The 12274-nt window shown below is 66.7% G+C and carries 12 protein-coding genes; 5 read left to right on the top strand and 7 right to left on the bottom strand.

Annotated elements, in window-relative coordinates:
- The first annotated feature begins 27 nt into the window (after window positions 1–27).
- From AC1D1A_RS11095 to AC1D1A_RS11080, 4 genes are all read left to right on the top strand, one after another.
- Window positions 28–1980 (top strand): M13 family metallopeptidase, encoded by a 1953-nt coding sequence (locus AC1D1A_RS11095; protein WP_476858452.1) that lies wholly within the window; start codon window positions 28–30, stop codon window positions 1978–1980.
- Window positions 1981–2069: 89 nt separating this feature from the next.
- A complete protein-coding gene (locus tag AC1D1A_RS11090) occupies window positions 2070–2396 on the top strand; it encodes an ArsR/SmtB family transcription factor (protein ID WP_028276714.1) in 327 nt (108 codons plus the stop codon).
- Window positions 2396–3163 (top strand): cation diffusion facilitator family transporter, encoded by a 768-nt coding sequence (locus AC1D1A_RS11085; protein WP_230008759.1) that lies wholly within the window; start codon window positions 2396–2398, stop codon window positions 3161–3163. The genes AC1D1A_RS11090 and AC1D1A_RS11085 overlap by 1 nt, the downstream gene beginning before the upstream one ends.
- A gap of 159 nt (window positions 3164–3322) precedes the next feature.
- Entirely contained in the window at window positions 3323–3904 is a 582-nt protein-coding gene (locus tag AC1D1A_RS11080) for a dihydrofolate reductase family protein (protein ID WP_476849341.1), read from the top strand.
- Between the two features lie 127 nt (window positions 3905–4031).
- Here the strand turns inward: AC1D1A_RS11080 and AC1D1A_RS11075 are convergent, their stop codons facing one another.
- The 6 genes from AC1D1A_RS11075 to AC1D1A_RS11050 all read right to left on the bottom strand — a co-directional run bounded on the left by AC1D1A_RS11075 (window position 4032) and on the right by AC1D1A_RS11050 (window position 10381).
- Entirely contained in the window at window positions 4032–5597 is a 1566-nt protein-coding gene (locus tag AC1D1A_RS11075) for an LCP family protein (protein WP_476930927.1), read from the bottom strand.
- 133 nt (window positions 5598–5730) lie between these two features.
- Window positions 5731–6690 (bottom strand): GTPase Era, encoded by a 960-nt coding sequence (era, locus tag AC1D1A_RS11070; RefSeq protein WP_028276711.1) that lies wholly within the window; start codon window positions 6688–6690, stop codon window positions 5731–5733.
- Window positions 6674–8005 (bottom strand): hemolysin family protein, encoded by a 1332-nt coding sequence (locus AC1D1A_RS11065; protein ID WP_223917363.1) that lies wholly within the window; start codon window positions 8003–8005, stop codon window positions 6674–6676. Before AC1D1A_RS11065 ends, era begins: the two co-directional genes overlap by 17 nt.
- Window positions 8002–8475: an rRNA maturation RNase YbeY gene (gene ybeY, locus AC1D1A_RS11060; RefSeq protein WP_028276709.1), complete on the bottom strand. Its 474-nt coding sequence runs from the start codon at window positions 8473–8475 to the stop codon at window positions 8002–8004. Before ybeY ends, AC1D1A_RS11065 begins: the two co-directional genes overlap by 4 nt.
- Window positions 8472–9560 carry a PhoH family protein gene (locus AC1D1A_RS11055; RefSeq protein WP_028276708.1) on the bottom strand — a complete coding sequence of 363 codons (1089 nt, stop codon included), beginning with the start codon at window positions 9558–9560 and terminating at the stop codon, window positions 8472–8474. The genes ybeY and AC1D1A_RS11055 overlap by 4 nt, the downstream gene beginning before the upstream one ends.
- Before the next feature lie 305 nt (window positions 9561–9865).
- The gene (locus AC1D1A_RS11050; RefSeq protein WP_476947743.1) at window positions 9866–10381 is read right to left on the bottom strand and encodes a flavin reductase family protein; all 516 of its coding nucleotides are present in this window, start codon (window positions 10379–10381) and stop codon (window positions 9866–9868) included.
- Window positions 10382–10549: 168 nt separating this feature from the next.
- On the opposite strand from AC1D1A_RS11050, the gene AC1D1A_RS11045 reads away from it, so the two are divergent.
- Complete coding sequence (locus AC1D1A_RS11045; RefSeq protein ID WP_476947742.1) at window positions 10550–11221, top strand: class I SAM-dependent DNA methyltransferase; 672 nt, start codon at window positions 10550–10552, stop codon at window positions 11219–11221.
- On the opposite strand, the gene AC1D1A_RS11040 is transcribed toward AC1D1A_RS11045, so the two are convergent.
- Window positions 11216–12262 (bottom strand): NAD-dependent epimerase/dehydratase family protein, encoded by a 1047-nt coding sequence (locus AC1D1A_RS11040; protein WP_476947741.1) that lies wholly within the window; start codon window positions 12260–12262, stop codon window positions 11216–11218. The genes AC1D1A_RS11045 and AC1D1A_RS11040 overlap by 6 nt on opposite strands.
- Window positions 12263–12274 lie beyond the last annotated feature (12 nt).

The raw sequence follows: 12274 nt of genomic DNA, 5'->3' as shown, positions 1-12274 counted from the left end.
GCCGGACTGCCTCTCAAAGGAGCATCCGTGCCACTTTCGGGGATCGATCTGTCCACCATCGACGCCAGCGTCCGCCCGCAGGATGACCTGTACCAGCATGTGAATGGCGGCTGGCTCAACACTACGGTCATCCCGGACGACCGGCCGCTGGAGGGCACCTTCACCGCCTTGCGCGACGCGTCGGAGCTCGCGGTGAAGGAGATCATCGAGCAGGCCGCCGCACGCGGTGCGGAGGCTACCGGGATCGAGCGCAAGATCGGGGACCTGTACAACAGCTTCATGGACGAAGCGGCGGTCGAGGCCAAGGGCCTGGACCCGCTCCGGGCGCGGTTGGCGCAGGTGTTCGCGACGACGTCGGTGCCCGAACTCGTGGCGCTGGCCGGACGGCTGTTCCGCGCCGATGTGTCCGGGCTCTTTTATATCTACCCCGCCCCGGATGCCGGAAACCCGGACCGGGTCCTGCTCTACACGGGCCAGGGCGGCCTCGGCCTGCCGGATGAGTCTTATTACCGGGAAGCGAAGTTCGCCCCGATGGTCCAGGCCTACCGTGCACACGTGGGGGCCATGCTGGGCCTCGCGGAGGTTGCCGACCCTGAGGGGGCAGCCGGACGCGTGGTGGCGCTGGAAACTGCGCTGGCTTCGCACCACTGGGACAACGTGACATTGCGGAATCCGCAAAAGACGTACAACTTGAAGTCCGCCGCAGAAGCCGCGGAGCTGTTCCCTCTGCTGGCGGACTGGTTCGACGCGGCCGGCATCGAGCCGGAGAAGCGTGCCGAGCTGGTGGTGAGCACCCCCGACTTCTTCTCCGGCGCGGCCTCGCTGCTGGATTCCGAACCACTGGCGACCTGGCAGGAATGGCTCGCCATGCGCGTGGTCAGCGCGGCCGCCCCGTACCTGTCTTCCGGGTTCGTGGACGCAAACTTCGCGTTCTATGGCACCACCCTGAGCGGTACGCCGCGGATCAAGGACCGCTGGAAGCGCGGCGTCGCGGTGGTCGAGGCGGCCCTGGGTGAGGCGGTCGGGCAGATCTACGTGGCCGAACACTTCCCGGAGGGGCACAAGGCGCGCATGCAGACCCTCGTGGCCAACCTGATCGAGGCGTACCGCGAGTCCATCACCGGGCTTACCTGGATGGGCGAGGCAACCAAGCTCGAGGCCCTGAAGAAACTGGACTCCTTCCGCGCCAAGATCGGCTTCCCGGACAAGTGGATCGACTACTCCGCGGTGGAGATCGACCCCGCCGATCTGCTGGGGAACGTGGAGCGCGCGCACAGCGCCGACGTCGACCGCCACCTCGACGAGGTCGGCAAGCCCGTGGACCGCGAGAAGTGGCTGATGACGCCCCAGACGGTCAACGCCTACTACCATCCGCTCCTGAACGAGATCGTGTTCCCTGCGGCCATGCTGCAGCCCCCGTTCTTCACTGCCGACGCCGATGACGCCGTCAACTACGGCGGCATCGGTGCCGTGATCGGCCATGAAATCGGCCACGGCTTCGATGACCAGGGCTCGCAGTACGACGGCAGCGGCCTGCTGCGCAACTGGTGGACGGAGGATGACCGCACCGCGTTCGAGGCTCTGGCCGCCCGGCTCGTGGCGCAGTTCGATGCCCTTTCCCCCACGGCAGCCCCCGGCCACACGGTCAACGGCAAGCTGACCTTGGGCGAGAACATCGGCGACCTGGGCGGGCTCACCATCGGCTACAAGGCCTACCTGATCAGCCTCGACGGGCAGGAACCGCCGGTGCTCGATGGCCTGACCGGGGTGCAGCGTTTCTTCGCGTCCTGGGCCGCGGGGTGGCGGCAGGTCATCCGGACCGAAGAGGCCATCCGCCGGCTGGCGACGGATCCGCACTCCCCAAATGAGTTCCGCACGAACGCCATCGCCAAGAACCTCGACGCCTTCCATGCGGCATTCGGCGTCACGGACCAGGACGGCATGTGGATGGCACCGCAGGAGCGCGTCAGCATCTGGTGACCCGGGGGCCCGGCCACTGGCACCGACCCAGCCGGGAGGGCCTTGCTTACACGCTTGCGTGAATACATCGACAGCTGTACTTTCGGTTGATGGAGACTCTTACGCATGCCCCGGTGCTGGCACGGTTCGGTTATGCCGTGTCAGATCCGACACGGGCAGAAATCCTGCTTGCCCTCACGGCTGCGCCGTCCTATCCCTCTGAGCTGGCGGATTCCCTCGGGGTATCCCGGCAGAGCATGTCGAACCACCTGACGTGCCTGCGGGGATGCGGGCTGGTCGTTGCCGTGCCGGAGGGGCGAAGGACCCGCTATGAGCTCGCCGATCAGCGCCTCGGCCATGCCCTGAAAGATCTTCTGGGCGTCGTGCTGGCGGTGGACCCGGCCTGCTGCGCACCCGACGGGACGTGCACGCTGTGATGGCTTCCCTCCAACTGTCGCCGGGCCCGGCCCGCCGCGCCGTCCTCAGCCGCCGGATCCGCTTGTTCGCGGCGGCCACCATCAGCTATAACCTCATCGAGGCCGTTGTGGCTTTGTGGGCCGGGGGTACGGCGGACTCGTCGGCGCTCCTCGGCTTTGGCCTGGATTCCATCATTGAGGTCGCGTCGGCGCTGGCGCTGTCGTGGCAGTTTTCCACCAAGGACCCTGAACGGCGTGAACACCTCACCTTGCGGATTATCGCTGTCTCATTCTTCGCGCTGGCGGCCTTTGTCTCCGCCGAGGCAATCAGGTCACTTCTCGGCGCCGGCGAGGCACAGCACTCGACCCCGGGCATCGTGATTGCCGCACTGAGCCTGGTGATCATGCCGGTCCTGTCCTGGCTCCAGCGCCGGGCCGGCCGGGAGCTCGGATCACGCACGGCGGTGGCTGACTCCAAGCAGACCCTGCTCTGCACGTATTTGTCGGCAGTCCTGCTCGCGGGTTTGGTGCTGAACAGCACCCTTGGCTGGTGGTGGGCCGACGCCGGCGCTGCGCTGGTCATCGCCGCGATCGCCCTCCGGGAGGGCATCAACGCCTGGCGCGGCGACATCTGCTGCACGGTCCCCCACACGGCGGCCGACACCCTTCCGACGGCCACGGAGCCGGCCTGCTGTGACGGATGCGGTGCCGATTCAGCACCTCCAAAGGCGCTCTTCCTACCTGAGGTGGGGGTGGGACAGTCCGCCGCCGATGAGCAGCATGCGTAGTCGGTAGTGCTTCCGGTTGCGGAAGCCGCGGTGTCAGCAGCACTCATCTGGCACAGCGGTTCAAGGAGCTCGTCGCCGCTGCCGGCCGCTTGATTTCTTACTGGAGCGACAGCTCGCGGCACGCTAATGTGGGGGCACCCCAAAGCAGAGGAGTGCCCCGTGGGCAAGGTGGTCATGTACAGCTCGGTGTCGGTGGACGGCTTCATCGCGGACGAGAATGACCAGCCCGGACCGCTGTTCGACTGGTTGTCCAACGGTGACGTCCCGTTGGACGAGAGCGGCGAGGTGAAGGTGTCCCAGGCCTCCTACGACTACACCCGGCCGTACTGGGACCAGATCGGGGCGACCCTCGTCGGCCGCCACGTCTTCGACCTGACGGACGGCTGGGACGGGAAACCCCCGAGCGGGATCGATCACGTGGTCGTCGTGACGCACCGGCCGCAGCCCGAGGGCTGGGACCCCGAGGCGCCGTTTCACTTCGTCGACGGCGTCGAGGCAGCCATGGCCAAGGCGCAAGAGCTTGCGGGTGACCGCATCGTCGAGGTCGCCGCTGGTGATGTCGGTGGCCAGATGCTTGCCGCGGGCCTGGTCGACGAGGTGCGCATGGACGTCGTACCCGTCGTGTTCGGGTCCGGCAAGCGCTACTTCGGGTCGGTCCACGCACAGCACCTGCTGGAGGATCCCGACGTGGTGATTCAGGGCAACCGGGTGCTTCACCTGCGCTATCGGGTGCGCCGTTGAGGTCCACGCCGTGTGCCACGACCCAGCAGGACGTGGAAGAACTTCCAAAGGCCGCCGTCCAACATCCATGACAAAAAGAAGGCCCCCGTTCAGGAAAATCTGAACGGGGGCCTTCCTGGCTGCCGGGTCAGCGGGTGATCAGTGCCGGGTTGGCCTGCTGGCAAACGGTGTCGCCGGCTGTCTGGTTGACGATGTCCTTGGGCAGCTGCGGGGCAGCGGCGGCGGCGGTCGGCGTCCCGTTCGCGAAGTCACTGCCCAGGTAGACCTGGACACCGGCAACTCCGGCGGCCGGGAGCACCCGGTCCGGCGCCACACCGAGCAGGGCCGCGACGTCCCCGGCCACGTCAGCGTAATCCGCACCGTAGTAGACCGCCGTCGCGGCGACGGGCGGAGCAGTCAACTGGCCCACCTGGGTGAAGCCGGCGCCCTTGATGGCCTGCATGATCTCCTGGGTCCGGGCCGGAACACCCGAGCCGTTGGCCACAGTGACGGGCTGCAGGGTCTTGTCATAGGCCGGGGCGGTGGGGCTGGGCGTCGGCGTGGCGCTGGCGCTCGGGGAAGCGCTCGGCTTCGCGGTCGGATCCGTCAGGTCCACGTCGTTGCGCATGGCGGCGAACAGCTGGGATGCCGCGGGCTCGGCCAGCTGCAGCCGGTTGATGTCCGTTTCGGCCGGGACTGTCGGCGTGGCCACGAAGGCTACCTTGCCGACGTCGATGTTCTTGAGCCGGTTGCCCACGGTCAGCAGCGTCGGCACCGAGGCCAGGCCGTCGTCGATGGTCAGGTTCTTGGTGATCGCGTCCGCGATGCCGAGCATCCGGGCCGGGTTGGTGAGGGTGCCGTCGTCCTTGATTTTCCGGGTCAGCGCGGACAGGAAGCCCTGCTGGGCCTTGATCCGGCCGAGGTCGCCGCCGTCGCCGAAGGCGTGCCGGGTGCGCACGAACGACAATGCCTGCTCGCCCTGGACAGTGGAGGTGCCCTTGGGCAGGCGCAGCTTAGAGTCGGGGTCATACACGGCGTCGCTGACACACACTGACACGCCGCCCACGGCGTTGGAGAGTTCCTTGACGGCGTTGAAGTCGGCCATCATGAAGTGGTCGATCTCCAGGCCAGTGAGCTTGTTGACGGTGTCCACGGCGCAGCCGATGCCGGCCTCGGACATCGCCGAGTTAATCATGACGCCGGTCTGGGCCGGGTACTCCTTGTTGGTTTTCGGGTCCTTGCACTTGGGGATGTCGACCAGCAGGTCGCGGGGGAAGCTGACGACGTTGACCCGCTTGTTGTCCGCGGAGATGTCCATCAGCATCATCACGTCCGAGTGCCCATATCCGGTCGCGTCATCGCTGGTGCCGTACTGCGAGTTCTTCCCGTCGCGCGTGTCCGAGCCGAGGATCAGGATCTGCATCCGGTCCGTCGAATCGTTCACGGCACCCTCGGTCTTGATGCTGCCGGCGCTCAGTGGGGCCTTGGTGAGGTTGCCCTGGAGCCGGATGGTCCAGTAGGCGCCAAAAGCGATCACGCCGACCAAAAGCACGGCCACCACGCCCGTGAAGACTTTCAGCCAGGTGGGGGTCCGGCGGGCGGAGCCGAGGTGGCGGGCCGGACCAACGGCGGGATCGGCCGTGTGCCGGGCAGCGGCTGTTGACCGGGCCGGCGGGGCGGATCCGTCGGCACGGTTGTCACGGGGTCGAACCACTTGTTGAGCCTTCCTAAACGAACGGGGAGTCAGCCCATTTTAGAGTCCGAATCTGAGAAAACGCCGATGGCCCTCTCTTGGGAGCGGCGGGAAAGGGCCAACGGTCAAAACAGCGGCCTAAGAACAGCGCGTCTCAGAAGCCCAGTTTGACGAGCTGCTTCGGGTCGCGCTGCCAGTCCTTGGCGACCTTGACGTGCAGGTCAAGGTAGATACGGGCACCGAGCAGCGCCTCGATCGCCTTGCGCGCGTTGGTGCCGACCTCGCGGAGCCGGGCGCCGCCCTTGCCGATGATGATGGCCTTCTGGGAAGGCCGCTCGACGTACAGGTTGACGCGGACGTCCAGGAACGGGCGGTCCTCGGGCCGGCCTTCCCGCGGAACGATCTCATCGACGACGACGGCCAGGGAGTGCGGCAATTCGTCGCGGACGCCTTCGAGGGCTGCTTCCCGGATGAGTTCGGCGATCATCACCGCTTCCGGCTCGTCCGTCAGGTGACCGTCCGGATACAGCGGCGGCGACGCCGGCATGTGACCGATCAGGACGTCGGCAAGGGTGTCGACCTGGAAACCGTCCGTGGCGGAGACCGGGACGATGTCCTTCCAGCCGTCCTCGCCAAGGACCTCGCGGCCCAGGGCGGCGACGGCGAGCAACTGCTCGGTGAGGGCCTGCCGGTCGACGGTGTCGGCCTTGGTCACGATCGCGATGATGGGCTTGTTGGGGATGGCGGCGAGCTGGGCGGCAATGAACTTGTCCCCCGGGCCGATTTTCTCGTTGGCCGGCAGGCAGAAGCCGATCGCGTCGACCTCGGCGAGGGTATCGGCGACCAGTTCGTTCAGCCGCTTCCCCAGCAGCGTGCGCGGGCGGTGCAGGCCCGGGGTGTCAACGAGGATCAACTGGGCGTCGTCCCGGTGCACGATGCCACGGATTGTGTGGCGCGTGGTCTGGGGCTTGGCCGACGTGATCGCGACTTTTTGGCCGACCAGGGCGTTGGTGAGGGTGGACTTGCCCGCATTGGGCCGTCCGACCAGCACCGAGAAACCGGCGCGGTAGCCGCCGTAGGCTGCGTCGCCGTCGGACTTATTCTGCTTGCTCACGTGAGACTCCCTGTTGGATTGGTGCGGCCTCGTCGAGAAGGTCTTCAAGGTCAGTTTGTTCTTTTGCTACGGCGGCCGCAATGATGTGGCTGACGCGGTTCCGCCGGCCCTCCAGCCTGTCGGCGCGGAGGGACAGTCCGTGGACCTGGACGGTGCTGCCGACAATCGGCACCCGCCCGAGGGCCTTGGCCAGCAGGCCGCCCACGGTGTCTACTTCGTCGTCGTCGAGCTCGAGGTCGAAGAGTTCGCCGAGGTCATCGATGCTCATGCGGGCGCTGACCCGGTAGCTTCCGTCCCCCAGTGCCACGGCCTCGGCGCTCTCGGTGTCGTATTCGTCCACGATTTCGCCGACGATCTCCTCGATGAGGTCCTCGAGCGTGACCAGCCCCGCCGTTCCGCCATATTCGTCGATGACGATCGCAACGTGCGTGGATTCCTTCTGGAGTTCGCGGAGCAGGTCGCTGACGAGCTTCGAGTCCGGCACGTAGCGCACCTCACGGGCCACCTCGTCCACCACCGGCGGTTCCTCGTGCGGGCCGAGGTTGTGGAGCGAGGCGGCAACGTCCTTCAGGTACACAATGCCCAGGATCTGGTCCGTGTTTTCGCCGATGACCGGAATCCGCGAGTACCCGGAGCGCAGGAACAGCGACATCGCCCGGTGCAGGCTGGATCCGGAGTCGATCGTGAGGATGTCGGTCCTGGGCACCATAACGGAGCGGACCAGGGTGTCCCCGAAGTCGAAGACCGACTGGATCAGCTCGGCCTCGTTGTCCTCGATCACGTCGGACTCGGTGGCCCGGTCCACGAGTTCGCGGAATTCTTCCTCGCTGAAGAACGCCTCGCTGTCGGCCGGCGCGCCGGGAGCTACGACGCTGCCGAGCCGCACCAGCCAGCCCGGAATCGGGCCGAGCACGGCGTAGAGGGACCGGACGAGCGGGGCGCTGAACCGGACCAGGGCGGCGGAGTGGACCCGGCCGAGCTGCCGCGGGGACACCCCCACGATCACGAAGCCGAGCAGCGCCATGATGCCGGTGGCCGCCAGCCCGGCCAGCCAGACGTTGTCCAGCATGCTGTAAAGGAGCACGGTCACGGCGACGGCGGCGGCCATCTCGAACCAGACCCGCCAGAACCGCAGGGCGCGCATGTGCCCCACGGGCTGGGCCAGGATGCGTTTGAGTGAGGTGCCTCTGCTGTTCAGGACCGCCTGCTCGGCGTCGTGCCGGGGCAGGAAGTTGAACGCGGACTCGGCAGCGGTCAGCACTGCGGCAAAGCTAAGGAACACCAGCGCCATGCCGGCAAGGATCAGTGGGGTCACTGAACCGTCTCGGACGGGGCCGCTTTGCCGGTGAAGGCGGTCAGGAGTTCGCGCTGCAGCCCGAACATCTCTTCCTTCTCTTCCGGCTCGGCGTGGTCATAACCCAGCAGGTGCAGGATGCCGTGCGTGGTCAGCAGCAGCATCTCGTCCTGGGTGGAGTGGCCGGCGTTGCGGGCCTGGACCTCGGCCACCTGGGGGCAGATGGCGATGTCGCCGAGCATGCCCTGCGGCGTCGGCTTGTCCGGCGTGCCCGGGGTCAGCTCGTCCATGGGGACGGAGAGGACGTCGGTGGAGCCTGGCTCGTCCATCAGTTCGAGGTGCAGCTTTTCCATGGCCGGTTCGTCCACGAGCAGGATGGACAGCTCCGCCTGCGGGTGGATGTAAAGGCTTTCGAAGATGAAACGCGACAGCGCCACGAGCCCGGCCTCGTCCACGACGACGCCGGATTCGTTGTTGACCTCAATGCTCATGCGTGTTCTCCCCGCGTTTCCCGGGCAACGGAGTGCTTGACCCGGTTCCTTTGGACTTCGTCCCAGATGCTGTAGGCGTTGACGATATCCCCCACCAGGCGGTGCCGGACGACGTCGGAGGCATCCAGGATCGAGAAGTTGACGTCCTCGATCCCCTGCAGGATCTCCTCGACAATCCTGAGCCCCGAGCGGGTGCCGAAGGGCAGGTCCACCTGGGTGATGTCGCCGGTGACCACCATCTTGGAGCCGAAGCCCAGACGGGTCAGGAACATCTTCATCTGTTCGGGCGTGGTGTTCTGCGCCTCATCGAGGATGATGAAGGCATCGTTAAGCGTGCGGCCCCGCATGTAGGCCAGCGGGGCGACCTCGATGGTGCCGGCGGCCATGAGACGGGGAATGGATTCGGGGTCCATCATGTCGTGCAGGGCGTCGTACAGGGGCCGCAGATAGGGGTCGATCTTGTCACTCAGGGTGCCCGGCAGGAAGCCGAGCCGCTCCCCCGCCTCGACGGCGGGACGGGTCAGGATGATGCGGCTGACTTCCTTCTGCTGCAGGGCCTGGACGGCCTTGGCCATGGCCAGGTAGGTCTTGCCGGTACCGGCCGGACCGATCCCGAAGATCACGGTGTTGGCGTCGATCGCGTCCACATAGTTCTTCTGGTTCAGCGTCTTGGGCCTGATGGTCTTCCCGCGGGTGGAGAGGATGTTGGTGGTCAGCACTTCCACGGGGTTCTGCAGCGACTGGCTGCGCAGCAGGGAGACGAGCTGCTGCAGCACGGCCGGGGTGATGACGGTGCCTCGGGCCACCAGCCCGCGCACCTCGTTGAGCAGCCGCATGATCCGCGGCACGTCGGCGGCAGGACCGCTGATCGCGAGCTCGTTGCCCCGGACGTGGAAATCGACGGCGGGGAACTGGTTTTCGATGAACCTTAAGGCTTCGTCATGGCTGCCCAGCGACTGGACCATCTGCTCTGAGTCGTCGAACAAGACCACCTCCGTCCGCAGCCCTGGTAGGGAGTGGGGAAATTCCCCTGCGGTGCGTTCTCGGGCGCTGAACCGGGCCTTGCCGTTCGCTGCTTCAGTCATGGTGTTGGCCCGCGGGCCTCTGGTCCCCTCCAGTATGAATATGGTCTGTCGCCGTGATCCGTGCCGACGGCGGTTCGCACCGCCCGCGGCCAGGGTCTACGGGTGCTTCCATCTTACGCCAGCGCGGCGCGGCCGACGCCGGAGGGGATCCGGCGCCGGCTGTTACGGGTAGGCGTTTCCGAAGACGACCCACCCCTCCAGCCAGTGGGCGCCTGTTGCCGGGCACGGCTGTTCCGCGTTGCCGGGTTCCCGCTCCGGCTTCGGCTCCCGCTCCGGCTTCGGTTCCGCCTTCGGTTCCGACACGGTCAGGCCGCGCTCTCCAGCGCGCCGGCGCGGGACCCGACGCCGGCGTAGCGTCCCTTGTAGAAGAGCAGGGGCTCAGCGTCGGGGCGGGCGCCCAGGGCGCGGACGGCGCCGAGGACGATCGTGAGGTCGCCGCCGTCGTACTCCTGGTGGAGTTCGCAATCAACCCAGGCCAGGGCGTTATCCAGGACGGGGTTGCCCAGCGGCGAGGGCGAATGGCCGACGCCGGCGAACTTATCCGTCCCCGAGCGCGCGAACTGCCCCGCCAGAAGCTGGTGCTCTGCGGCCAGGATGTTCACGGTAAACCGTCCCGCCGCACGCAACTGCGGCCAGGTGCTCGATGTCCGTGCGGGGCTGAATGTGACCAGGGCCGGCTCCAGGGACAGGGAGGCGAAGGACTGGCATGTGAAACCGGCCGGCCCGTGCTGGGTTGCTGCAGTGATCACCGTCAGGCCGGTGGCGAAGTGTCCGAGAATGTGGCGGAGTTCCTTCGGGCTGGGGTCAGAATGTTCCGTCATGGCGGGTCCTTTCGAGCGCTGGTAGCCCCAATCAACCACCGCGGACGCGGGTTCCCAAGCCCGGCTGCAACGCACAGTCGCGCAACGACACAACGCGTCACGGACCCGTTGCATGACGTAAGAATTCGGCACCAGGCGTTCGCCGGCCATGGCCGTTAGGCTCGGTTGATGGCAACCCAGGAAAATTTGATGGACGTCAGATCCGCGTACGACACAGTGGCCGAGACCTATTCAGCGGTGATCCCGGATACCAGTTTCGAGGCCCCGCTGGATATGGCCATGATGGACCATTTCATCGCCCACATGCGCGGCACGGCGGACCGGACGGTGATCGACGTCGGATGCGGTGCCGGACGAATGAGCAGCTATCTCGGCCAGGCGGGGCTGAACGTCAGCGGAGTCGACCTGTCGCCCGAAATGGTCCGGATCGCGCAACAACTGCATCCCGGGCTGTTGTTCGAGCTGGGAGAGCTGACGGACCTGCCCCAAGCGGACGCAGCTGCGGACGGCGTCCTCGCCTGGTATTCGATCATCCACTCTCCCCCGACGGCGCTGCCGGCGATCGCGCGCGAGTTCTGGAGGGCGCTCCGCCCTGGCGGTTCGGCGCTCGTCGCCTTCCACGCCGGCAGCGGCCACCGCACGATTGACCGTGCCTACGGACACGACGTCCAGCTCCGGGCGGAACTGCACGCACCCGAAGAGGTGGCGCTCCGGTTCACCGAACAAGGCTTTGTGATGCGCGCCCAGTTGATGCGTTCACCGAGGGCCAAGGAAAAACATCCACAGGCCGCCATCCTCGTCGACAAACCCTTCGTGTCTTCAACACTTAGTCCCTCATAGCGGACGTTGGCGTGTTCGCAGGGTCGAACCAGCGGTGAACTGCTCTTCACGGGAGTAGTCGAGATAGTGCTTGAGGGACGGATCGCCGGTTCCCGGCATGGCTCCGGCCGCTGCGGCCTTCACCAGCCAGTCCACCTGATGCGGGATGGTCTGAGCGTATGTCCCAACAGGTTCATAGGCGAGGTTAAGGGAGGCCTTGGTGCTCAGTACCAGCGGAGGCCGGAAATCCCACGGATGGTCACCGAGGCCCGTGGGTGCGCTGTCATCCAGAAGCACCTCTTCCCAGTGGTGGCCCAGGTAGCGGGCAATTGCTGCGGCGATCTGCCGGGCATTCGGCGCATCTGGATCGGCGCTGTTGAGGATTCGTGCCGCGGGCACGGCGGCAACCCGTTCCACGAGGGCCGCCGTGTTCACCGCTGCCGTCGTGTGGTCCGCGCCCTGCCCCGCATGGGCCAGGAACACGGCCGGGCGCCGGTCGAGCACCCGTTTGACGAACATCCATTCCCGGGGAAGGGCCGCGCCCTCACCATGTACCTTGGACGCCCGGATCACCGTCACGGGATGGCCGCTGCCCAGGAGGGTGTTCTCGGCAGCCACCTTGTTGGCGCCATAGCCTTCCCGGGATTGGTAGTCCCCGGTTCCCGGCCGCATGGTCGGATTGTTCTCGAGGATCGGCGCATCAAAGCGGGGTGCTACCTCGGAATTGACGTGGTTGCCGGCGGCGTCAACGTACACGGCCTTGCTCGAGAGCATGACGGCAGAGGTCACCGCGGCCAGGTGCGGCAGGAGTTGCCGGGCGTCGGCCTCGGTGTAGCACACCGCGTCCACGAGGAGATCGGCACCACCGGCCATCACCCCGGCCAGTGCGGCGTCGTCACGACGTTCGGCGGCGATAAATCGGGCACCGGCGGCAGCCAGGTCAGCCGGCATCTTGGTCCGGTCCCGGCCCGTCATGTCCACGGCCCAGCCGGCACGGATCAGCCGCCACGCAATCGCGCGGCCGAGAACGCCAGTGCCTCCAAGGATCACAGCCCGTTTCATTTGTCCGACTCT

The sequence above is a fragment of the Arthrobacter sp. P1_B9 genome, assembly GCF_056406495.1.
Note: the sequence above shows the minus strand (reverse complement) of the source record. Positions and strands in the feature narration are given on the sequence as shown.

Excerpts from the sequence above, each read along its gene's own strand:
- AC1D1A_RS11085 (WP_230008759.1), top strand. The coding sequence starts at position 2,396 with ATGGCTTCCCTCCAACTGTCGCCGGGCCCGGCCCGCCGCGCCGTCCTC.
- AC1D1A_RS11040 (WP_476947741.1), bottom strand. The coding sequence starts at position 12,262 with ATGAAACGGGCTGTGATCCTTGGAGGCACTGGCGTTCTCGGCCGCGCG.
- AC1D1A_RS11050 (WP_476947743.1), bottom strand. The coding sequence starts at position 10,381 with ATGACGGAACATTCTGACCCCAGCCCGAAGGAACTCCGCCACATTCTC.
- AC1D1A_RS11090 (WP_028276714.1), top strand. The coding sequence starts at position 2,070 with ATGGAGACTCTTACGCATGCCCCGGTGCTGGCACGGTTCGGTTATGCC.
- AC1D1A_RS11045 (WP_476947742.1), top strand. The coding sequence starts at position 10,550 with ATGGCAACCCAGGAAAATTTGATGGACGTCAGATCCGCGTACGACACA.
- AC1D1A_RS11055 (WP_028276708.1), bottom strand. The coding sequence starts at position 9,560 with ATGACTGAAGCAGCGAACGGCAAGGCCCGGTTCAGCGCCCGAGAACGC.
- ybeY (WP_028276709.1), bottom strand. The coding sequence starts at position 8,475 with ATGAGCATTGAGGTCAACAACGAATCCGGCGTCGTCGTGGACGAGGCC.